The organism is Peribacillus sp. AS_2, from assembly GCF_026891895.1.
GTDB classification, from domain to species: domain Bacteria; phylum Bacillota; class Bacilli; order Bacillales; family DSM-1321; genus Peribacillus; species Peribacillus frigoritolerans.
Genome location: NZ_JAPTGA010000009.1, coordinates 81,099 through 105,032, shown reverse-complemented (window position 1 = coordinate 105,032; position 23,934 = coordinate 81,099). Strand labels below are relative to the sequence as shown.

The following is a 23,934-nucleotide window of genomic DNA, read 5'->3' as shown; positions in this document are numbered from 1 at the left end:
TCTCCCAACCCAATTCCTTCTTCAACTATCCTGCCACTTTAGTTAATAAGAAAATCAACATTAATCTTTAACAGTTCCTTTTAATAAATGAAGAGGACTATCTACTAGTCCTCTCAAGATTACTTTACTTATCACAACCAATTCCATCGCCATCACGGTCTAGATGCTTGCTGTAACCAGGTTGTCCTTCATATACGGGCGCTGCACCGGCGGATCGTACGGCATCACAGTTCTTATAATAAACACTGTTGACCGCCTCTTGTTCCCTTTTTTCTTCAGCTAATCGAGCTGCTTCTTCCTTTTCCTTTTTTTCTTCAGCTAATCGAGCTGCTTCTTCTTTTTTCTTTTGTTCCTCAGCTAATCGAGCTGCTTCTTCCTTTTTCTTTTGTTCCTCAGCTAATCGAGCTGCTTCTTCCTTTTTCTTTTGTTCCTCAGCTAATCGAGCCGCTTCTTCCTTTTTCTTTTGTTCCTCAGCTAATCGAGCTGCTTCTTCCTTTTTCTTTTGTTCCTCAGCTAATCGAGCTGCTTCTTCCTTTTTCTTTTGTTCTTCCGCCAAACGTTCAGCTTCTTTTTGCTCTTGCTTATGAGTAATTTCTTTCTTTTCTTTAGGTACAGTTTCTTTTACTGGTTCTACAAAAATCATAGCTAGTATGAAACTAAGTAAGAATCCTGCTACAACTATCCATCCAGGTTTTGAAAACGTCACTCTTCCTTTACTATGTTGAATCATTTGGTAAATACCAAACAAGAAAATTATTAGACCTATCCAAGCAAAAGGGGTAATTATAATAGTAGATAAAATTAATAATAGTGCAATAGCAATCATAAACCATTTAATAAACTTCAAATCTTTCACCTCATGATTTTAAAATCTTTTGTTTTTCTATTTGAAATTCTTCTTCAGTTAGCACGCCTTGATCACGTAATTTAGCAATTTGAGCAAGCTTCTCATACTTATCATCTGAATGTGCGGCTGCTTTATTTTTAGCTTTGCTTATTCCAGTAACCCGTTTTGACTCGTTCATTTTACTTCGAACAACGGTGAGAAACCGTTTGAATTGATCGTCGTTTAATATGTCGTCAAAGATTTTGCGGGTTCGTCCATAATCGATTAATAACTCTTTTTGAGCAAACCCATCCGGAGCTAGTGAAATGCCATTCATTTTTCGATAATCGAAAGCTTCGGTGAACTCACCGTGACCTATTCCATTAGTAACAAATATAAGTCTGTGGCTGGTTGCAATAAGCATGCCCTTGATTTCTCTTTTTTTCGTTTTATCATACTCAGCCGGTATAGCTATTAAAACTTCCTCATCAGGGGATTTAATATATTTTTCAAAATGGATAACTGTACTTTTATAGAGAGAAAAACCTACTTTATTGAAAAAACCAGCACTCTTTCCGAAATATTTCTCCATTAATTGCATGTCAGCAGCTTGCTTTTCTTTTTTTTGTTGTTGGGCGATCTGATATACCGCTTCTCTTTGTTGACGTTTCTCCTCTTTGATTAAAAGTGCCTTTTCTTTTTCTTCTGGTGAAACGTACTCTTGCCCTAAAAGTTTTTTAAAAAAACTCAACACAATCACCTCCGTTTTTAATAAAGGCTATTTTTTATGTAGCGGAAGCCGTTACTTTCTAATAGCAAAAAATATATAATACTACAAAAATCGGAAAAATTGCCTGAACTTAATTAAAGAAAAATTCTCAGGGAGATTGGCAGGGAAGAATAATAACATATTTGAGCAATTTCCAAATTGGTGGATATTGCATTACAGATTAGTTACCACATAATTGGTTTCGTTAAACAATAATGGATATTAAATACATGAAAAATAGAAAATCATTGCGATGGTCTTCTTCAACTAACTGCCCCAGTATCGAACTTAAAGTACAGAACCTTTAATTTAGTTAAGAAGTTGGTTTTTATCTTTAAATATTTAAATGGAAAAATCCAGTTATATGGTAGCACATAAAAAAGCACCTGATTAAGGTGTTAAGCTTGTAACGTTTTATATAGTGGATTTTCTATACCAATTAGAGATTGTACAGTACCTGTGTACTAGCATAGGTTGCTACTCTGTATTTGATATTTAGACTTTTACTTTGTACCAATGTTATTTTTATTAAATAAGTTAAAACTTAAACCCACTATATGGGTATAGTATCTTAATTTGTATGACCGTATTTTTTACGTTCTTTTATATGTGCATATAATACGAAGAAACATGAAATAAAACAATCTTTGTTAAATTAATGTTTAGCCGTTTTTTATTAACAGTAAGAAAAATAAAATAATATAACGTTCTATATGTTTCTTGACCAAAACGTGGATATAAAAAGGTGGTAATTAGCCTAAAGCTGGTACCACCTTTTTTCATATCCTTATTTAATAAATGTGGATGCATTATTCAACAAAAACACCCGTTAACCATCCATGAAGCTCTGCTCTACTACAGAGAATGTAAAAAATTACGTTCTTACATGGATGTTCAATAAAGGTATGCTAACTACATCTACTTCTTTTTAAATTATAAGATACAGTTCACCACAAAAATCGCTCCTATTTAAGAAAATAGATGCAATGAGAACTCATTTTCCAATACTCCCAAAAAAATAGCAACACTGAACAGGCAGATAATTCAGGGCGTTGCCTGACTTATCGCACTTCCAACACTTCCCGGACTTCTTCATCCCGAACTAACTCTTTAATTCGGCGATCTATACGCTCTATCTCATTTACAGGATTCCTCCACCAATTCCTGCTCCAGATTCGTTCGATTTTCCAGCCTCTTGATTCCAAATATCTTTGGCGATAAACATCTCGTTCTCTAGCGCTTGGAGAACTGTGATACATGGCCCCGTCACATTCTACTCCAAGGATGTATCTGGAACGATCTTTTGGATGGACGACTGCCATGTCGATTCGATAGCCTGACATTCCTACTTGTGTGGTAATTTCATATCCTATATTACGAAGTTGTTGGTATACTTGCTCTTCAAATGGGGAATCGAAATGAAGAGTTTGTTGAACAACGTGAGTGTTTACTGCTTCGTTAATCTCTTTGATCACTGCATGGATATCTTCTAACTTCCCACCAAAAACGGCTCTTGCATATTTTAAGTAAGACTTTAATAACTTCGGCCCGCGTTCGGACGTGTTGGCTATATTTAGGTCTTCTGGTTCGATACTAGAGACCACGATGATTCCTTCTTTTGCACGGGTAACCGCTACGTTTAATCGATTTTCTCCGCCTCTTTGGTTAAGCGAACCGAAACGGTTGTACACTTTGCCTTCTTCATTTTTTGCATAGCCAATGGAGAAAATAATGATATCTCGCTCGTCTCCTTGTACGTTTTCAATGTTTTTGACAAATAGCCGTTCATCTAGATCACGTGCCATTAATTCATTATAAAGGGTTCTAAATTCTTCATCTTCTGTTGCTACAGCTTCAATCACATCTTGTACTTTTGACTGTTGTTTCGCATTAAAAGTGATGATCCCGACCGTCTTACCAGGTTGTTCTTGCAGCGTACGCTTTAACTGCGTGACGATTTCCAGTGCTTCCACTTCGTTCGACTGGTTAAGCCATCTACCCTCTACACGTTTCCACACTATGCCAGGAGGCTCTCTATATGGAGTAACGTTTGGAGCAATTTGGACATAGCCGTTATAGAAGGCATGGTTAGAAAAATTAATGAGCTCTTCATACTTAGAACGATAATGCCAATGCAAAATCTTCGCCGGAAAACGTCGTTTCGCTAAGTTAAGTAAGCTAACGGACTCATCGGTATCAAACTTCGCTTCTTCCTCGTCTTCTTCATCCGCGTATCCCGCTCGAAACAAATTGGAAGGTTGGAGCTGCTTTTCATCCCCCGCAACGATAATTTGTTTACCACGATATACAGACGGCATACCGCTTTCTACTGTTAGCTGGGAAGCTTCATCGAATATAACAATGTCAAACAGTCCTTCTGTTAATGGGAAAATGGACGACACCATTTCTGGTGAAGCTAGCCATACTGGTAAAATATCCACTAGTCCTTTGTCTGCAAAGTCGTTTACTAGTTTACGAAGTGGCCAGATCATTCTCTTTTTACCTGTCTGATGTTTCAGCTCTTTCGTCGACTTCCCTTGTACTTGTTGAACGGACTTTACCTCGTTCTTCAGTTCGTGGACCAAATACTCTGCAGCTACTTTTCTCTTTTCTTCCAAAAGATTAGCGAACGATTCGCGTAGTCTGCCAAACTCGTTTGTAGATATCTTCTGCACATCTGGATACTTTGCTTCAAGCTGATCAATCCAGTGGATATATGCTGAATTTTTAAAGGTGTCTACCCAAAATTCTGACAGTGATCGTTCTGTGTTATGCTCTTTTTCCTGCAGGGCAGTAATAACACTCTTTGTATCGTCACTTGCCTGTCTCCAGAATGAATCCATTAATTTAAGGTCATCAAAGTCACGATGGATATACTCTAATAACAAGTCTAACTCTTTTAACGGAATATCCCCTTCTGCCACGCGATCCTGTAATTTCTTCACTTGTTCCTCTTGCATCAAAGTAAACAGCGCCTTCATGTCATCTGCCATGGCTTTCGTAACTTCCCCTAGATCGTGCATAATCTTTAACGACTGTTTCACCTTAATCCACTCTGTAGAACTTGTTCCTTTGAACTTCTCTCCGTTTGTAATCTCTTCAATAATGGATTTTCCTGTAATAGTCGTCCACCAAAAAATGCGCAAACCTTGAAGCGTTCGTTTTTGGCTATCATCTAGATCTGGATAGATTTTTTCTAATCGATGTTGTACTTCCCATGTATAAGCAGGTGTTATCTTTTCGATATCCAGCGCTTCGATATAGTCGATTGCTTTTTTCGCTTTCTGGATTAGTGCCTCTAACGTTTCAATCGCTTCTAACTTCGCTTTCATGTCAAATGCAGCAAAGCTCTTTCGGTGTCTTAAAGGATACGACTCTTGCCCAAACTGCTCGTACCACTCTCCATACGAATATACTGCTTCCGCCATATCTCGTAAAGATTCTCTCGTCAATCGGTCGATCATACTGATTAAAGAGATAATCTTGTTTGAATCAGTTATCGGTTTAGATGCACCGTAAAGCTCGTATAATTTATACCCGTATGGCTGAGTTTCATAAAGCGCTTTGGCAATCGTGTTTAGTAACTGTTCTTGGTTATCTAACCGAGAAGTCACGTTAATCAGCTTTTCAACCGCTTCCGCAAACCGCAACTCGTTAAGTTCTAAAACTGTTGAAATCTTTTGGTAAAGTGCTTTTCGGTCCACTTTCTCATCATGCACAAGGGCAACATGATCACTAAGCCCCAAACTATACATCCGTTGATACACAACATCTAGCGCGGCACGTTTCTGACAGACAACAAGGATCTTTTTCTTTCGATGAAGGGCGTCCGTTATGAGATTTACAATGACTTGCGATTTCCCTGAACCCGGAGGTCCATGTACGACTAACCCCTTTTGATGACGAGCCTCTCGCAAAATTTCTTCTTGTGAACCGTCTGTTTGTAATAGATTCAGAATATCTTCTTTTTCACTGGTCTGCTCGTTTTTCTCGACACCACTAGGTAACACACCTGCTTGAATTGATTGATTATCCTCAGAATTAATCAACTCTCCAACTAACGAAAGAGAGCTGTTTTCTGATAGGTTAATCAACTCGTCATAATCACGAACAATAGAAGAACCACCTTGTGGAAAATCACCAATAACCGCATTTTCAAGCAATGTCATATTAGCAACCTCTGGAATATCACTTACCTTATATTCCTTTAATCGACTGAGACCAGTTTCAGTAAATTGAACCTTTAACTGATGCTTCTCTAAAAAGGCCATAATTTTCGTAAAGTCCATGGAACTTGCTACTGAAACAGCCTCTTCAAATATTTCCTCTGAGTAGCCGAACTTATTTAATTTCTTCATTGCCAAAAAGAGCGTCCGATTTAACTGTGGTCCACCTTCCTCCACTTGTAATACCCATTTTTGCATCTCAATATTATCCTTTTCCAACCGAATTGGATACAAGAAAAGAGGGGCTTGAACAAAGGTTCCATCGAGGAGAACACCAGAAAGAAAAGGATAACCTAAGTAAAGATCATGTACACCTGTTTCATCTTCCATTGCTTTTATTTGACGATAGAGGTCAGTTAATTTTTTTGACAAATTCATTGATTTCTCATCATCAAGGGAAGGATGCAATAACGTTACCTTCCCTTTCATTTTCTGCTCAACTATCTTCTTTATAATCGACTTTGCGTCTTCTTTTCCTTCTATAGAATCTATATTTGTAAGGTCAAAGCTCCATTTCTGATAGACCTTCAATAGACGAATGGAACGATTTTGTTTGTTTATGTTGTTTAGCTTATCACGCATATGTATTAGATGAGCTTTCATTTGTATCACTTCTTTCATTAAAACGGTTTTGTAGTAAAATTTAGTTAGATAAATTATACTTTAAAATTGAGTAAATGGTAACGGATTTGGATAGTAATAATTTCATACTATTTTTCATACAACTTACTGTGGTGATATGTAGCGATTACAATTGTAGAAACGCACCCTGTTAGTTGAATATTAACTAAAGCAAAATTCAATTTATTTTAATGATCTCTGTAAATGTTTCCGCAAAATCATTTACTTGTTCACTCACTTCTTACCCGCCCAACATTAAATTACCTGTCCCTGGGTGTGCAACAAAAAGAGCGGTTTTTTACAATCTCTTCTTCAACTATCCTGATCCTTTAGTTCAACAAGGAAATCAACATCATTGTTTAACAAAGCCTATAATATAAGCCCCTCTCGGATAAGAAGGGCAAGTTTATTACGTTCTTTTATTTATCCATATAATATGGATAAAGTAAGATAAATATTGATTTACATTAAGCCTGATTTATCAGGTTTTTTTATGCTTAGAAAGAAATAGATTAATTATCTTTATAATATGTTGGTGGTTAGAAGGTAGTCAAAAAATTTAAGCGATTTAATTTTACACTTGTAAATTTCTTAGTTATTTATCTTTGCAAACGAACTGAAGCTACGGACAATTTCGTTATAGTAATTTTTGCGGCTAAAGCGCTCTAAATCCCCAATGACATAAAACTCTTCCTTTGCTCTAGTGGCGGCAACATTTAATAAATTAGGTTTAGAACAAGACCAATTTGCGGCTCCATCTGTATCTAAATCTGTTCCAACTACAAAGTAAACAATGTCAGCTTCCCTTCCTTGAAAGGTATGGACAGTACCAATAGATTTATCAATCCATTCATTTAATTTAGGTATTTTATAAGGCATTAATGCCGCTCTTACTTCCTCCTTGACTCCTCTTCTTATAGCTGTAAACGGCGTAATGACAAATACATTTGACAATTCTCCCTTTTTTTCATATAACTCAACTAGCTTTGAAGCGACAAATCTCCCTTGTTCTTCAACATACTGGTTTTGTACCGCGATTCCTGTGCAATTGTACCAATAACCAGTACCTTCTTTCGTTTTTTCTTTTGCCAAGACCATTTTTTCATCATATGCAATATTATTTGCAACTGTAAACATTGGATTTCTACAGCGACGATGAACCCATAAAGGTATACCAATCCGTTGATTTTCATCTTCACCTTTTATTGTACCAATAGGATTCGCTAAGTCGGCCAAATTTTGAACAGATGCACTTAACCCGATATATTTTTCATCAATTTCGAATGCTTGACGAATATCATACAATATTGTTGAATCTAATGTCACAACAGGCTCAATTTGTATAGGGTCTCCAACTACAATAGCCTTCTTCGATCTCCATAACGCTCCAACTGCTTGTTGTGGACCAGCTTGCCCTGCCTCATCTATAAACAAATACGAAATAAAGTCTTCACCAATCCCTCGATACATTGATGAAAAACTTGCAAATGTCGTGCTAGTTACTGGTGTAATTAAATGGATAATATTCCACATGTTACGTAAATACTGTCGGTCTTTTTTTTCATTTAAATTCAATATCCGGCGATTCGAAAACACAACTAGCGCAGATTTAATTGATTTGGAATTACAAATTAAAAACAACTTATGTAGTTTTACTGCCTTTAAAAATAATAATCCCCTTTCAAAATTTAGTTCATCTGTTTGCCAAAAGACATCTTGTTGGCGGCTATTATAATTATCCTTTTGCCAATACTCTTTTGTTGGTAAGACTAATTTTTGTTCTTGATAGAATGACTTTTCTTTTTCAAATTGCTCATATTCACTTTGGAGTTTATTAAGATCTTTTGTTAAATTTCCTTTCTCAGTGTTTAATTGTAGTTTTTGTTTTTCTAGTGCTTCTTGTTTCTTTTTAAGTTGTTTAAGTTGTTTACGAAGGGCTTCTTCTTCTTTATTAGAAAAACCAAATATATATTTGAGTATCCGACGGAATATTGAAGGCTTTAATCTGTTTAATTGTTCGTTTGTTGATAGGTGTTGTCTTTCAATAAATTCAATTTTAATGATTAACTGTTCGTTTTTTATATTAAGTTTATTCAATCTCTTAGTTAGTTCCGCCTTTTTTGAGAGAGATTTATCAAAGTTTTTTGCTAGTATCGCATATCTTTGAAGTTTTTCTTTTTTCTGCTCAATTTGTTCATGCAATTTATTAAATTCTTTTACGGCTTCTGCCCAAGAATTATCATCTATATCTTGGGCATCTTGATTCAAGTAATCAATAAGGGATAGAGATTTTGAGTTTAATGATTCATTAATTTTTTGTTTACCAATACCATTAAAAGCTTTACTTACACTAATAATATTACTTGTTCGACCTAAAGCAGCCGAAAACAATCCCCAAGTGGGTTCCTCGGTTTGAATAACATTTCTCGAAATCTCTGTATAGTATCTTAATTCTTCTGCCTCTTTTTTATAAACTTGATCATATTTATCATCATTTTGTCTAATTACCTCTGAAAGCTTCGGTAAATCTTTCGAAATATTTTCAACCGCCCCATTATTACTTGAGGCCACTACCATTGAGAATTGTGCTAAATCATGTGCTATTTCATGGACATTGTACGTATATACCTTCTCTTCTTTACCCGGAATTGAGACTTTACCAATAGTGTTAAATGCCTCTTTTGGATTACTATATTTCGTCATAACTATTGCACGTTCCACCAATAATTCAGCAAAGACATCTTTTAATAGTGTCGTTTTACCGGTACCAGGCGGACCATTGACTGAAGTGATTTTCTCATTTCCATTTATTATTTGGTTAACTGCAACTTGTTGCATCAATGATAAACGGTGTGAAACAGGAGATGGCCATCTCCCTAGAGGCAAATTTTCGGGTTGTAATATCTCTTCAATTACTTCTTGGTTTTCATCCACTTGGAGCTTCATTTCTTTTCCTTCAATAAACTGCTTTAAGGTAGAATTTGGACCCTTAACTAAAATCTCCTTTATATCATCTAAATAGAAACTAACCCTGCTAAGCTTTTCAGATTCTTCTTTTTTATTCTGAAGTATTGTTTCGAAATAGTTTGTTACTTTTGTTGACGGTGTCTTAAAATTTTTATGAAACTTAATTTTAAAATTTTCTATAGCATCTTTATCCACACCATCTTTAAAAAGAGCTTGAGCATTTAGCTCCATGTCTTCAATAAGAAGCCTATATTCTTCTAATAACTCATCGTAATTAATTTTTATTTGTGATTCCATTACCTTTAAGATGAAGTGTAAATAAGGGATAAATAATGATCCTCCAACATATTTCCCCTCATTATTCACTTCAAAAGTGAAGCTAAAGTAGCGTGTATGTTCTTTATTTATAATTTCTTCATCGCTTTTAAAATACTCTCTAAAGGCTTTTACTAACTTATACTGAGGATAACAGTCGATATAATAACGAAAAACGGCCATATATTCATTCGAATTAGAGGGTATAATTGTACCCCACGGGCACTCCCCCAATGAAAGTGAATTGATTTTCAATCTTTTTTTTCCATCTGTAAACTTGTTGCCTTCGATTTCATTACCCATTCCCTGTATGTGGCCAGGGGCGATTGCCTCTAATAAATACCAAGCTTTTAATAAGTTTTTCATTGTCATATCTAGTAATCCTTTCTCTTCAAATAACTCATTAAATGGTTAAGGAATTTCAATACCATTATTATACATTAATAATCCTAAATTTCTTTTAGTTTTAGACACTTTTCTGTATATTTTTAACATTATCTATTAGCATTTAAAATTAAAACTAGCCTCCTTCCATGCTTAAATGAACAAAAACTCTTACATCACTCTTAAACGGTATTGGGGTAAAGGAGATTCAGCAGCGTTTAGGGCATACAGACATTAACACAACTATGAATTTTTCACTCTCAATCAATAGCCAAATAAAAAGAAAAAAGGCCTTTCACCAGTTTAACAAACTGATGAAAGGCCTTTTTTGAAATGATTTTTCTATATGAGCATTTATACAGTAGCAAGATCAAAACCCTTATAAGGATTTAAAACCCTATTACATCATGCCGGCGCCTTCTTCTGGCTTGTCAGCGGTAACAGCTTCAGTTGTTAAGAACAGAGCAGAAACAGAGGCTGCCTTTTGAGGTGCAGAGCGTGTTACTTTTGTTCGTGAATCGACTTTTTTATGGGTTCATGCATTCATGGTCTTTTGATGGAGATAATTTGGTTAATTTATAGAGTGCGTATTCTAAGAGTTTCAAAGTGAGATGGTAAAATTAGGACAAAAACGAATTTAGATTAAAGGGGTGGTTACATGGTTGATAATGATTTTAAACTTCCAAAAACATTATATTTAGTTAAATTTTAATGCCTCTATATTTCTCCGATAATTTAATAACCTATCACCTATCTCATCGATTCTTACTTTGTTTTTGTAATAAAACAAGTCTTCTTTTTGAAGTTTTAAAAGTTTATAGGAAATCTCTTGAGCATGAGGTGCTATTTTCTTATTAATATATCCTGCAGTAACACCTCCAGTTAATGCTCCTAAAGGCGCACCGACAATTGCACCAACTCCACCTACCATACCACCACCGGCTCCACCAGCCGCTGTACCCAGGGCTGTAAGTGTTAAGGTAACACCGAATTTAGACATTGTAACCAATGCTTTAGCTGCAGCTATATTCACTTTTTTATCTGTCGAAATTCCTACGAATTCATTATTTACCGTTTTAATATCTAACAACAACCGTACTCCCAATATTAATTCTGAAGCACCAGGTAGCAGGTCTAGCCCTTCTGGAAGATCGATCCCCATTTGTTCCATGACATTTGCAACCTCGTTCATTGAACCGGTAATATATATAAAAGTTTGATCGATCATATTTCCAATTGGTTCAATTAAATCAGTTGAATCTTCTATTATATCATTTGTCATATCATATACAAATTGTGATACTAATTCTCTAATATCTTGCGGACCAAATATCTCATAGCCAAAAACCTTTTCAGCAAGAAACTCTCGATATTTCATTTTTTTTAGTTTATCCGTTTGTTGAAACATCTTTTTTATTCCAGCACCAGATAAATTAGAAAACGCTTGAGGCACTGCATCGTCTTGAATCAAATCTTCTAATTGTTTAGGTATTTTCATGGAATCTCCCTATCATAAAAGTAGTGAAATCACGTTCAAGACTATTGCCAATATAGATAAAATAAATGTTATATGAATTGCTCTAATACCTGTACCTTGAGTCTTTTTTATTTCACCGGTCTGTGAATTTTCTTGATTTGATTGTCTTTCTATATACTTGCTTATGCTGATTAATTTTTTTTCCAACTCACTATTTTTATCTAAACTTTGGGAACTCATTTGTCTTAATAAATTTTTTTCTTTCGAAAACTCTTCTAATCGAGATACAATTTCTACTAGCTGTTTTTTATTTAGTTCACATTCACCTATTATGATAGCCATTTCTTTATTTAAATGTAGTAAGCGTTCCACTAATACGGCATTAATTTTTTCTTGCTCTTCCCAAAACTTAATCTTTTCAACAATTTTAATCTCCTCATCAGAAGGATGCATATATTTTTCCTCCAATTATTTACTGAAGCTTATATACTTCTAGCTAAACTACTTCGCCTGTTATATTAATTCCCTTATTAAAAATTTACAAACTATTACTTAATATACCAAAAGTAGAATAAATTATTTTTATTGGAAATTCAATTGGTGTGTTATTCCAATTAAATTTGTTATTCTTAATAGTTTTATTTTGCGTGGGTGTGTCTCCAAAACAAAATCTTTCTTAACTCCATTTTTTCAACTTCTTTTTTTTGTGGTCTTGCACGCACTTTAATCAGTGTTGCTTTTACTTCAATTGAATTATCAATTGGCTCTCCTGATGCCCCTGGTAAGTCAAAATCTGAATCACTCATAATTTCTAGTGCCATGGTCTACCTGAGAGATCAAATACCATCGTGGAGCCTACACTGTGGCTTTTGTTCAAAGTTCTCTGGCTACATCTAATTCATGTATGTTTACTTACCTTCTTCTTTTTATAAAGAAAAAGATAAAAGAGGGAGAACAAATCATCTGGATGACTTGTTCCCCCTCTTTTTTAGAATAATCCTTATTGTATCCAAAGCCTAGCATGAAACTGCCCTTATGAGAACCTTTTTATCTTGGTGAGATAGGAGACTACTATTCTTACGGGTCCAAAACCTCAAAGTAAACCTTTGGATCATAATGAAAATGTAGAAGCTACCTTCTTTAGAAGGTAGCTTCTATTTATAAAATTTCTCTGCTCTTTATTCCTTAATTAATTAATAGTCAGGAGTGGCTACCTTTCCAGTAAATATTTGGACACCTGAACTAGACCCTATTCTTGTTGCCCCTGCCTCGACCATAGCTTCTATATCTTGAAGGGTTCTGACACCGCCTGAAGCCTTAACTCCGATATTGGGCCCAACAGATTTCCTCATTAAAGCTACATCCTCAACAGTTGCTCCGTGTAAGGAAAATCCTGTTGAAGTCTTAACATAGTCGGCTCCAGCGTTTACCGATATTTCACAAGCCCGCACTTTCTCTTCATCTGTTAACAAGCAAGATTCTATAATGACTTTTACAATGGTCTTTTTATTTACAGCTTCTACAACAGAACGGATATCATGCTCTACGAGTTCATCGTTTTTATCTTTCAAAGCCCCAATATTTATGACCATGTCGATTTCTGTTGCTCCATTCTCCAATGCATTTTTTGTTTCAAATGCTTTTGTTTCAGGAGTATTCGCTCCTAATGGAAAACCAATAACCGTACAAATCTTTATATCTGTATCTTGTAAGATTTCGGCTGACTTCGCTACCCAAGTTGGATTAACACATATGGAGGCAAATCCAAATTCTTTTGCTTCTTCACAAAGCTTAATAATATCTTCTTTTTTTATTTCCGGTTTAAGTAAGGTATGGTCAATCAATTTTATTTCATTCAATTCATTTACCTCCATTATTTTACTTCCGCAAATTTTTTCGAATCATCTTCATAGTTTGTTACATTCTTTTCATCAATTAAGCCTGTCTCTGCATTCATTACTTTTTCAACGTCTTCTCCATTCCCGGTTTTGATTGCTGTTTGGATAGCAAGTGTCCCAAGGGAAATTGGATCGTTGATAACTGTTGCATGAAACGTGCCTGCTTCAATTTTTTTCACGGCTTCCATTAACCCATCGATTCCAACAATTTTAACATCTTTCAGTTTCCCTGCCTGCTCTAATACTTTCATTGCCCCCAGTGCCATATCGTCATTATGAGCGTATACCAGTTTTACATCCGGATGAGCCTGCAGTAAATCCTGCATAGATGAAACGGCTTTTGCACGTATATACTCACTGTAAGGACCTTCGATAATCTTAATTCCCTTTTCTTTCTCTACAACTTCATGAAATCCATCATGACGAGCCTTCATAACTGTGCCACCAGCGTCCCCTTGTAATTCAATAACCTTACCGGTAGCTCCCTTACCGCCTAGAAGCTCGACAGCTTTTTCACCAACAAGACGACCCATTTCTATATTATCCCTGCCAATATAAGAAACGACGTCTTCTTTTGTTTGACGATCCACTGTAATAACTGGTATACCCGCTCTTTCTGCTGCTTTTAAAGCGGGTGCTACAGCTGATGGATTGACCGGATTAATGAGCAAAACATCGATTCCTTTTGTAATGAGTGATTGTACATCTGTATTTTGTTTTTCTATATCATTTTGAGCGTCCACTACGATTAATTCGGCGTTCTCTTTTTTAGCTTCCGCTTTGGCTCCATCAACCAATGATGTATAAAAAGGAGATTCAAGAGTTGCTTGGGAGAAACCGATCACTAATGATTCACCACCTCCATCTTTACTTGTACTTGAACCAGAGTCTTTTGCTGCCCCGCCTCCACATGCCGTTAACGTAAACGTAAGTGCCATAGCCACTAAACCTGTCATCCACTTTTTCTTCAAATTAAACACCCCTTATTTTTTATTAATGATATATTGGTTCATAATTAATGCTAGTACAATGATTAAGCCCATGAATATAGATTGGTAGTAAGATGATAAACCTAGCAGGTTGAAGATATTGACGATCATGCTCATGATCAGCACACCAATGAAAGTTCCACCTATGCTGCCTTTTCCGCCCATAAGGCTTGTTCCACCTATGACAACTGCCGCGATAACATCTAACTCAAGACCAGTACCAGCCGTTGGTTGTCCGACGGTTAGCCACGCGCTCATGAGAATACCAGCCACTGCTGCCAACAACCCTGCAATTACGAAACACCATGTAACATACTTCTCGACTGGAATACCCGAGAGTCTGGATGATTCTTCATTTCCGCCAACTGCATATATTTTTCTTCCGAATGTTGTGTATTTTAAAACCACCAGGGCTACAATCGTTAAAGTTATCCAAACCATCGCGGTGAATGGAATCTTTCCAAAAACATTTCCGCCCAATGCTGTAAAGCCTTCGGGAAGATCGTATATTGGCTCTCCATTTGTAGATAGTAAGGCAAGTCCTCTTGCACTTACCATCATGGCAAGAGTTGCGATGAATGCCGGAACTTTAAATTTAGTGGAAACATATCCATTTACGAAGCCCAAGAAGGATCCTGTTATAAGTGTAATGACTATGGCTAGTATAGGGGTCATTCCTGTACCGAGCAAAATCGATACTAACATGCCTGTTAGCGCTAACACTGCTCCAACAGATAAATCAATACCAGCAACTAAAATGACAAACGTCATTCCAATACTAACGATACCTACAAAAGAGGACTGTTGAAGAAGATTCAGTAAATTTTGTACAGAAAGAAATTGATCAGATAGTATGCTGCCTATCAGGATGAAACCTAAAAAGATAAAGAAAAGATTATACTTCTTTAAAATATTTTTAATTGAAAGGGATTTTGTTTGCTTTACTTGAGTTACTTCCATATTTGCATTCATGGTACGCCTCCTTTTGTATTAACCAGATACGGCGATATTCATAATTTCGCTTTTATAATTGGAAGGATGCGAAAATTCCTTGATCAACTTACCTTCAAACATTATCAGTACCCTGTCACAAACGGTGAGTAATTCTTCAATTTCTGATGTTGCCATTATTATGCTAGTCCCCTGATTTGAAAGTTCCTTCATAATGCTATAAATTTCGTCTTTTGCTCCTACATCGATACCTTGTGTAGGTTCATCGAATAGTAGTAGTTTGGATTCCTTAATAAGCCACCTGGAAATTATGACTTTTTGCTGATTTCCCCCACTTAGGTTCCTCATGGGCACATCACTACCGCTTGTTTTAATATTTAATTTCTTTATCATCTCTTGCATAACCATTTTCATTTGCTGTTGTTTTACAAAACTCCGCTTAGAAAAGGTGTGAAGGGAAGGCAGAAATGCATTTTCTAAAATGGATAAGTCCAGGTTAGCCCCTTCAGTTTTTCTATTTTCCGGCACAAGTCCCATGCCAGCATCCACTGCTTTTTGTGGGGAGGATATAATCTCTTTCATCCCATCCATCATTAGTTCCCCTGCTTGTATCGGATCTGCTCCGTATATCGCTCTTAGTAATTCTGTCCTTCCAGAACCCACCAGTCCGTATAAACCAACGATTTCTCCTTTACTTACTGAAAAAGAGACGTCTTGTATTTTATGATTTGTAAACCCTTTCACTTTTAAGAATTCTTCCCTATTTGTTTCTATATGGACCTTATCCCTTTTTTCAATAGAACGTCCCGTAATGTGGCGTATTAAATCAGGCTGTTCGAGATTCTTCATTTCATCTGTGATAACCCATTTTCCATTTCTAAGAACGGTTACCCGGTCTCCTACAGCGTATAATTCTTCGAGTTTATGAGAAATATAAACAATCGTATATCCTTGTTTTTTTAATAGTTTTATAACATCATATAGTTTTAACACCTCATCATTGGACAATGCCGTTGAGGGTTCATCCATGATTATTATTTTGCATTCTGCTGCTATGGCTTTTGCGATTTCCGTCATTTGTTTTAAACCCATACTGGCCTTAGATGTTTCCATGGTAGGTGATACAGATAATCCTAGTATAGAAAATAGTCTTTTTGCCTCTTCATTGATCTTTCTCCATTTTACAAAGCCTCCATTTGGCTTTAGATAGTTTCCAAGGAAAATATTTTCTGCTAAACTCAATTCTTCTACAAGGGAGAGCTCCTGATAAATAGTTGAGATTCCAAGAGACATACTATCAACAGGCGTTTTAATCGTTACCGGCTTTCCTTCTAACCTTATCTCGCCTTCATCTTTTGTATAGACACCTGATAAAATCTTCATTAAAGTAGATTTTCCAGCTCCATTCGCCCCAATTAGACAATGCACTTCTCCTTTTTTAAGAGTGAAGTTTACATTCTGTACCGCTTTCACACCTGGAAAAGATTTAGACACTTGCTTCATTTCGAGTATGTTGCTCACTCTGGTCACCCCCTCCATTTTTCAATCGTTTCATAATAGGAAATAATACCTGATTCAAATGTAAATAGTTTTCAAATAACTTATCGTATTTTTTTGTTTTCTCCATATCTGGGTAATAGTTTTTTTCCATCTCTACCATAGCTATCGACGCATCCTTCAAGGTGGGGTGGAATCCTAGACCGTATGAAGCGATAATGGCTGCTCCTTTTGAACCGGTCTCAATATCTTTAGGAATCGAGATTGGAAGTCCAATGACATCACTAATGATTTGCATCCAGCAAGCATTGTGTGTTCCACCACCCCCTGCAATGATTCTTTCAACTGGGATCGAAGAATGATTCATGGTTCGGATTACATTTTTTGTACCAAACGCAATCGCTTCAAGAATGGCTCTATAAATGTGATATTTGTTATGTGATAGTGTAAGACCTACAAAGGCACCAGTAGCATATGGCGTCTTATATGGCGTTCTACTTCCTTTCCAACTATCCAAAACGAGCAACCCTTCACAACCTGGATCAATCTTATTGATTTCCATTTCAAGTTCTTTGTAAATTTCTTTTTTGTCCGTCCGGTGTCCATAAAACTCTTGTAGAAACCATGAAATGATAGAGCCGCATGATAATTGACCACCTTCAAGAAGCCAGTGTTCTTCAAGAAGCGGTGAATCATAAGGACCCCAAAGTGATTCATTAAAAACCGGTTTATCGTGATGCATTAAGTGAACAAAACTTGTACCCGTAATCATACTGAGCTGACCGGGCTCAAGAGCCCCTGAGCCAATCATACCGATATGAGCATCGATGCCTCCTTGAAAAACCGGTATTCCTGTAACCAAGCCTAAATGCTCTGCTGCATTTGATGTTATGTTCCCCACTTGATCACCGACACTCAGAACGGTTGAAGGCCAGTGTTTAGTAATGCCTTCAAGACCAATCTCCTTGAAGAAGGATTCAGAAAATCCTTCTAGTCGATCAACATAATTCCATTTACAGCTGGCGTTACATTTTGATGCCACAAGCTTTCCTGTCAATTGATAATTGATCCAATCAATTTGTTCGACGATTCTTTTTCCTGTTAAGTCATAATGCTTTTTCAACCATAAGGATTTTGTAGTCATCCACTCAACTGACGTTTTTTTGCCAGAGAATAGTAGATGATTTTCCACTTGATAATGCTGATTACTATTAATCTCTTCTTCTTCAGCTGTAGCCCGCTGATCCATCCAGCATTGTGCTGGGGTTATCGGATTCAAGCTTTCGTCTGTTAAGACAACGGTCGAAGATGTAGCACAAAGCGATATACCTTTTATCATTTTTGAATCGACCGCTCGAGTAACGTATTGCATGGCCTTCTGCAGCGCTCCCCACCAGTCGTTCGCATTTTGTTCGGAATACCCATTTTTTCTGTGGTATGTTGGATAAGAAGCGCTTGCCGTATAAACATGCTTTCCTTCTACCGTGTAGACACCAACTTTTAAGGACTGTGTTCCAAAATCAATACCTAGTACGATATCGTTTTTCATAATTATTCTCCGGGGTAAAGCAAAATTTTATTAAAAACGATTTCTTTGTTTTTTATTTTTTTAAACACGTCTGGTGTTTCGTCTAAATCAAAACGATGGGACACAATTTCTTCGGTTTTGATCTTCCCTTGTGCCATACTCTCAATCACATATGACCATTCCTTACCAGGGAAGGGATCGGAAAAAGAATTCCAAGAGCCGTGAATACCAATTTCATATCGTAATAGACGATCAACTGTTTTAGCAGAGAGAGTTAATGGCTGATTAGAGATTCCAAGAAATACAACACGTCCCATTTTCCCAGTAATCAAGACCGCTTGATCTTGTGCAATGGCTGAGCCTGATGTATCAATAACAAAGTCCACATGAGTGTCCCCTAATACCTCTACTATATTTTCCCTTTTCGAATTGACTACACGATTTGCTCCTAGCTTTTTGGCAATTTCAAGTTTTTCTTCGAAAATGTCCACAGCAATAACTTCTTTCGCGCCCATTTCACGTGCGAATTGAACCGCAAACATCCCGATTGCTCCAAGTCCCATAACGACAGCAGTATCACCTTTTTTTAAGTTTCCTCTCCAAAGACCATGAACAGCATTGGCAGCTGGATCAACCATCGCTCCTGCATCATACGAAATGGTATCTTCAAGTTTCAGGATATTCGCTTTCCCTACTTTTATGAAGTTCGCCATTGCACCATCTGTTCTTGAACCGTAATAGTTGTATGTATCGCATAAACCAAATTTTCCTTGGTTACAATAAACGCACTTCATACAAGGTTCTAATGGAGCAATTGTTACACGATCCCCGACGGACCATTCCGTAGCTTTTGTTCCACATTCTACTATTTGTCCTGAAAATTCATGTCCTAATGTTAATCCTTTATAATAAGCACCTTTTGTTAGAGCTCTAGGAATATCAGATCCACAAATTCCAATCGCCTTCACTTTAATCAATACTTCTGTTTCTGAGATTGAAGGTAACTCTACTTCCTCTACCTGTAAATTACCTGGCTCGTACAATTTGACTGCTTTCATGATGTTCCCCCCATTTAAATTACACAATTTCTTTCGCTAATTCTTCATCAATAAAGAGAACGTTTACATACCCTCCATTTAAAGCACCCTTTACACTCCGGGCTTTTGCCTTGCCTGCAGCCAAGGCGATGGAAAACTCTTTATTTCGTAATTCATCTAACTCTAATCCAATGGTTCGTTTGTTCAAGTCTTTATCGACAATTTCCCCTTCCAACGAGAAATATCTTGAACAAATATCACCTACTGCTTTTTGATTCATTAATGCTTCGTACGAATCCCCTTTAAAATACCCGCCTTTATAGAGCACCGATTCAAATGACACATTCCCAATTCCAAATACCGCAATATTACTTTTTTTACCGAGATTTAATACTTGTTCAATACTAGAATCTGTCATAATTGAATCAGCTATATCCGGAGTATCAACAATTGATGGAACGGGTAATAGGTAATGGTCGGCTGAAAACGCTTCCGAAAACTTTTCTAGCAAAGCCCCTGATCCTGTGGAAAAGTTACTCTTAGCTATTCCACCATTTAATTGAACAATTTTCATAAAGGGTAATTTTTTTTCCCTTAAATGAGGAATAACGTAACTCATGGACGTCCCCCAAGAAACACCTAAAATCGAGTGACTCTCACAAATTTCATATAAATATCCTGCAACCGCTTTCCCTATATCATTTTGGATGAGTGGCACTTCATCTACATAAACCGGTAAAACGAACACTTTTTTCAACTTATACTTTTCTTTAATTTTATTGGCTAGTTCCTGAACGGAATTAAGTGTGTAATTTATTTTGACATCAATAATGCCGGATTTAAATGCTGCATCAATAATCCGGCTAATCGTTGGTCTTGAATAGCTAAGTTTTTCTGCTATTTCCTTTTGTGTAAGGTTCATCTCATAATACATCTTTGCTACTACAATCATTTCTTCATTTGAGTACATGCCATCCTCCCTTCCGAGAAATTATGTTCACTCATTAAAATTAATTTCATGTTTAGATTATATGTAATTTTCTGATAAATGAAAACGCATTATTTATTTTTGAACATAATTTCAATTGTGTCTAAATAAGGTACAATTCTATCTGGCTGAAATAAAATGTTTAAAACCGAGGTTTAATCCTATTTGGAAACCTAAATGAAAACAACAAAGCAGTGTACCCCGAAAATTAGGATGCACTGCTTTGTTGTTTGTTCGAAAAATAACTGGATTTATTTCTCTCAATGTTTATACAGTATTTGAGCGATAGCATGCGTTGTTTTAACTTTATCTGTTTTGTTTCTACTCTGCCGACGAAAAAAGGAGATATAGTTTAAAAAGAATCACAAACAGATGAAATCTATATTGTGATTCTTTTCAAGCTCAGATTCAAACCTTAATTCTTCTCCCCGAACTCTTTTCCTGCTGATTTTTGATCCTTTATTTTAAAAGAAATGAGGAAGCTAATTAATGAAAGTACAGCGATGACAATAAATGAGATTTGCGCGCCATACATATCAGGATGGACTATCTCGGGACGCTGCTGAGCATTTTCGGTAGCTGATGTCATCACAGTAACAAGTATTGCAGTGCCTACAGATGCGGCAATCATTTTCATCGTATTATCCATTGCTGCACCATGGGCGATTAACCGTTTAGGCAGCTGGTTTAAGGCGGCCGTTGAAACAGGCATCATAACCATGGCTAATCCGAACATCCGAATACTGTACATGACCATAATAAATGTAAAACTTGTCGAAGGACCAACATTCATAAAAGTAAAGGAGGAAGCGGTTATGAGGAGTAATCCGCCAATAACCAGCCACCTGGCCCCAATCCGGTCGAAAATACGTCCAATGAACGGGGACATTATTCCGGTAATAAGTGCTCCAGGGAGTATGGCTAATCCAGCTTCAAAAGCAGTAAATCCTCGCATGTTTTGCATAAATAGCGGGATGAGCGTTTCGGCGCCGATCAGACCCATAAAGGTAATGGCTCCAATAATGATAGCAATCGGGAATAATGAATACGTGAACACCCGGAACTCCAGCATTGGATGCTTCAGTCGCAATTGCCTGTTGATGAACCAAACAAGTGATATTGTCCCAATGCCTAGAGATATGATGGTACTCCCGTCTGTCCAGCCATAATTACCTGCAGCTGTAAAACCATACAATAATCCACCGAAACCTGCGGAAGATAAAACAATCGAAAGCACATCCACTTTTGGCCGTGTAACTTCTGTTACATTTTTTAAAGCGAAGAACGCAACAATGATATCAATAATAGCAATTGGAAGAATGATAAAGAATAACACCCTCCATGAGTAGGTCTCCGTAACCCAGCCAGATAAAGCGGGACCAATAGCCGGCGCGAAGGAAATGACCAGCCCGACCAGTCCCATGGCTGCACCCCGTTTATGAACAGGGAAAATCATTAGGAAGACGGTTTGCATTAACGGGAGCATGATTCCTGCTCCGCTCGACTGAATCATCCTTCCTAGCAGCAGCATTCCAAAATTAGGAGCCAGCCCAGCAACCAATGTACCAATAGCAAATATCCCCATCGCGGAAAGAAAAAGCTGTCTGGTGGTAAAGCGCTCCAGTAAAAACGCGCTAACAGGGATCATGATCCCATTAACCAGCATAAAAACGGTTGTTAGCCACTGTGCACTATTTGCCGTAACATTCATCTCCTCCATTACAGGAGGAATGGCGGTAATCATTAATGTTTGATTCAAGATCGCAATAAATGTACCCGCAAGCAAAAGAGCAACAATTGTTGTCTGTTTACGATTTGTTGAACTCAATTATGGTCCCCCTTTACGATTTGGAAAAAAACATACTTTTGTAGATTACACGAATTCACATCAGATTTCCAGTAATTTGCTGTTAAAAATAAAAGCAATAAAGTCGGCATTAAATCATTACTTCCCCTACAACTAAAAGGGGATTTCGTTTGAAGAACAGGTTGCGATTGATGCGTATTAGCCTAGTCAAAGGGTAGCTGTTGAGCCAAACACGAAAGGAAGTACCTTCAAAAGTCACTCCCCTATAAGAGCTGATCAAATAGCTGCAGTAAACATTAAAACATTCCCTATGATCTAATAGCGAATGATACTTTTTTGTTTTTTATAAATAATTATAGAAGAAAGTCGTCATTTTCAGGGTAGTTTTGCTGTATTTTGGATTCTATTGAATGACGGTCACTTAAAACATAAATGGTTTAAAAATTAAAGATATGAAAAGCAGTCCAAATTTGCAGATATTCCCACACCTAATCCTGCAAATATAAAAAGCACCCAATTTAATGGATGCTTAGATTTCCTTTCTTTCGTAATCTTATTTCAAATTTATCACTGAAAAATTCATTTGCATTAAAAATCGTACTAATGTCTGAAATATCACCTATGTTCACAATTAAGGCTTCATCAACTTCTTGATCTGTGAGAACTATGCGATATTCATATTGATTTTCAAAGTATTTATCTTTCCAAAAATAAATATCTGTCCCTTGATTTTTATAAGAGCTCATCCTAGCTGAGGAATTGATGTTATAATCATCATATTTTACCAAGCCCCCTCTGTAAGCATAACCTTTTTCATTGAGTGTTCTAGTAATTCTGTCAATAAATTGCGATGGGGTAACAAAAATCAAGCTATCTCCGAACTCCCTGATCATTTTATCGATTTGTTCATTAGGTAAATCAAATTTGGTATAGTAATATTTTTCATCCTCGTTAACCACTTTTAACATATCGCCAATAATTGCAAACATACAATATAATGGTCTTTTTTCATTTATATTTTTTCTGAAATTCAATTTTTTAGTTCGCCCCGACATTATTAATTCATTGGTATCTTGAGTAAAAAAATTCATGGTTAATTCCGTAAAAACATGTGTTGCTTCAAATTTGTCTCCTACACCTTTTTCTCCTGAAGCACTTTCTATATCAATATACTTTTTGAAATTATTCATATATAAATCTCCAGACAAAAAACTTTCCACAAAAGGTGTGAACTTTATAAATCCAAAAACTTGACCTTTAAATCCAACGTCTGACATTTTCATACGCTGCATTCCCTCCTATTTGACTACTAAATTCACAAAAGGGACTATTCACCGGTATTTATTCCAAGACTATTATGAACGTTTATGTTAGTGAACATGTACCAATGTATGCCTAGTTTACAAATAATATACTTCATTAAAAACCGCTTATCCAAAGGATAGACAGTCTTTCTTCTTTACAGTATTCCCTTTAGCCTCTCCTGATTTCATAATCTCTCCCTAATAAAAAAAGCACCCAATTTAACGGATGCCCCCAATTTAACTCGTTCATTTCATCAATAAAATCCTTGTAGAAACGACTCAAGATGTAATGTTTAGAAAAAAAACGTAATAACGCTTTCCATTTTATTGTTGGTCCAATATTCTTTTTT

16 protein-coding genes and 1 pseudogene are annotated in these 23,934 nt (G+C 36.4%); all 17 read right to left on the bottom strand.

Annotated elements, in window-relative coordinates; translation table 11 throughout:
- Positions 1-124: 124 nt before the first annotated feature.
- Complete coding sequence (locus tag OTG27_RS17050; protein ID WP_268937518.1) at positions 125-847, bottom strand: excalibur calcium-binding domain-containing protein; 723 nt, start codon at positions 845-847, stop codon at positions 125-127.
- A 10-nt stretch (positions 848-857) separates the two neighbouring features.
- A complete protein-coding gene (locus OTG27_RS17045) occupies positions 858-1,577 on the bottom strand; it encodes an SHOCT domain-containing protein (protein ID WP_268937517.1) in 720 nt (239 codons plus the stop codon).
- A gap of 1,079 nt (positions 1,578-2,656) precedes the next feature.
- Entirely contained in the window at positions 2,657-6,424 is a 3,768-nt protein-coding gene (locus OTG27_RS17040) for an AAA domain-containing protein (protein WP_268937516.1), read from the bottom strand.
- A gap of 609 nt (positions 6,425-7,033) precedes the next feature.
- Entirely contained in the window at positions 7,034-10,096 is a 3,063-nt protein-coding gene (locus tag OTG27_RS17035; RefSeq protein WP_268937515.1) for a DEAD/DEAH box helicase, read from the bottom strand.
- A gap of 412 nt (positions 10,097-10,508) precedes the next feature.
- Positions 10,509-10,622: pseudogene (locus OTG27_RS17030) on the bottom strand (hypothetical protein); the annotation flags it as partial.
- Between the two features lie 183 nt (positions 10,623-10,805).
- Positions 10,806-11,606, bottom strand: a complete 801-nt coding sequence (locus OTG27_RS17025; protein WP_268937514.1) for a hypothetical protein — start codon at positions 11,604-11,606, stop codon at positions 10,806-10,808.
- A gap of 12 nt (positions 11,607-11,618) precedes the next feature.
- The gene (locus OTG27_RS17020; RefSeq protein ID WP_268937513.1) at positions 11,619-12,038 is read right to left on the bottom strand and encodes a hypothetical protein; all 420 of its coding nucleotides are present in this window, start codon (positions 12,036-12,038) and stop codon (positions 11,619-11,621) included.
- Positions 12,039-12,223: 185 nt separating this feature from the next.
- Entirely contained in the window at positions 12,224-12,406 is a 183-nt protein-coding gene (locus tag OTG27_RS17015) for a hypothetical protein (protein WP_268937512.1), read from the bottom strand.
- A 372-nt stretch (positions 12,407-12,778) separates the two neighbouring features.
- Positions 12,779-13,459, bottom strand: a complete 681-nt coding sequence (deoC, locus tag OTG27_RS17010) for a deoxyribose-phosphate aldolase (protein WP_268937511.1) — start codon at positions 13,457-13,459, stop codon at positions 12,779-12,781.
- A complete protein-coding gene (locus OTG27_RS17005; protein WP_268937510.1) occupies positions 13,459-14,454 on the bottom strand; it encodes a substrate-binding domain-containing protein in 996 nt (331 codons plus the stop codon). Before OTG27_RS17005 ends, deoC begins: the two co-directional genes overlap by 1 nt.
- 12 nt (positions 14,455-14,466) lie before the next feature.
- A complete protein-coding gene (locus OTG27_RS17000; RefSeq protein ID WP_268937509.1) occupies positions 14,467-15,444 on the bottom strand; it encodes an ABC transporter permease in 978 nt (325 codons plus the stop codon).
- Positions 15,445-15,462: 18 nt separating this feature from the next.
- A complete protein-coding gene (locus OTG27_RS16995; protein ID WP_268937508.1) occupies positions 15,463-16,917 on the bottom strand; it encodes a sugar ABC transporter ATP-binding protein in 1,455 nt (484 codons plus the stop codon).
- Positions 16,910-18,469: an FGGY-family carbohydrate kinase gene (locus OTG27_RS16990; RefSeq protein WP_268937507.1), complete on the bottom strand. Its 1,560-nt coding sequence runs from the start codon at positions 18,467-18,469 to the stop codon at positions 16,910-16,912. The genes OTG27_RS16995 and OTG27_RS16990 overlap by 8 nt, the downstream gene beginning before the upstream one ends.
- A 2-nt stretch (positions 18,470-18,471) precedes the next feature.
- The gene (locus OTG27_RS16985) at positions 18,472-19,506 is read right to left on the bottom strand and encodes a galactitol-1-phosphate 5-dehydrogenase (protein ID WP_268937506.1); all 1,035 of its coding nucleotides are present in this window, start codon (positions 19,504-19,506) and stop codon (positions 18,472-18,474) included.
- Between the two features lie 19 nt (positions 19,507-19,525).
- Positions 19,526-20,455, bottom strand: coding sequence for a sugar-binding transcriptional regulator (locus OTG27_RS16980; protein ID WP_268937505.1), 930 nt, complete (start codon positions 20,453-20,455; stop codon positions 19,526-19,528).
- A gap of 433 nt (positions 20,456-20,888) precedes the next feature.
- Positions 20,889-22,301, bottom strand: coding sequence for a DHA2 family efflux MFS transporter permease subunit (locus OTG27_RS16975; RefSeq protein ID WP_106028421.1), 1,413 nt, complete (start codon positions 22,299-22,301; stop codon positions 20,889-20,891).
- A gap of 497 nt (positions 22,302-22,798) precedes the next feature.
- Positions 22,799-23,563 (bottom strand): hypothetical protein, encoded by a 765-nt coding sequence (locus OTG27_RS16970; protein ID WP_063576744.1) that lies wholly within the window; start codon positions 23,561-23,563, stop codon positions 22,799-22,801.
- Positions 23,564-23,934 lie beyond the last annotated feature (371 nt).

Bases quoted from the DNA above. Each gene is read 5' to 3' on its own strand.
- OTG27_RS17040 (WP_268937516.1), bottom strand. From the start codon at position 6,424: ATGAAAGCTCATCTAATACATATGCGTGATAAGCTAAACAACATAAAC.
- OTG27_RS17035 (WP_268937515.1), bottom strand. From the start codon at position 10,096: ATGACAATGAAAAACTTATTAAAAGCTTGGTATTTATTAGAGGCAATC.
- OTG27_RS17025 (WP_268937514.1), bottom strand. From the start codon at position 11,606: ATGAAAATACCTAAACAATTAGAAGATTTGATTCAAGACGATGCAGTG.
- OTG27_RS17020 (WP_268937513.1), bottom strand. From the start codon at position 12,038: ATGCATCCTTCTGATGAGGAGATTAAAATTGTTGAAAAGATTAAGTTT.
- OTG27_RS17015 (WP_268937512.1), bottom strand. From the start codon at position 12,406: ATGGCACTAGAAATTATGAGTGATTCAGATTTTGACTTACCAGGGGCA.
- deoC (WP_268937511.1), bottom strand. From the start codon at position 13,459: ATGGAGGTAAATGAATTGAATGAAATAAAATTGATTGACCATACCTTA.
- OTG27_RS17000 (WP_268937509.1), bottom strand. From the start codon at position 15,444: ATGAATGCAAATATGGAAGTAACTCAAGTAAAGCAAACAAAATCCCTT.
- OTG27_RS16990 (WP_268937507.1), bottom strand. From the start codon at position 18,469: ATGAAAAACGATATCGTACTAGGTATTGATTTTGGAACACAGTCCTTA.
- OTG27_RS16985 (WP_268937506.1), bottom strand. From the start codon at position 19,506: ATGAAAGCAGTCAAATTGTACGAGCCAGGTAATTTACAGGTAGAGGAA.
- OTG27_RS16980 (WP_268937505.1), bottom strand. From the start codon at position 20,455: ATGTACTCAAATGAAGAAATGATTGTAGTAGCAAAGATGTATTATGAG.
- OTG27_RS16970 (WP_063576744.1), bottom strand. From the start codon at position 23,563: ATGAAAATGTCAGACGTTGGATTTAAAGGTCAAGTTTTTGGATTTATA.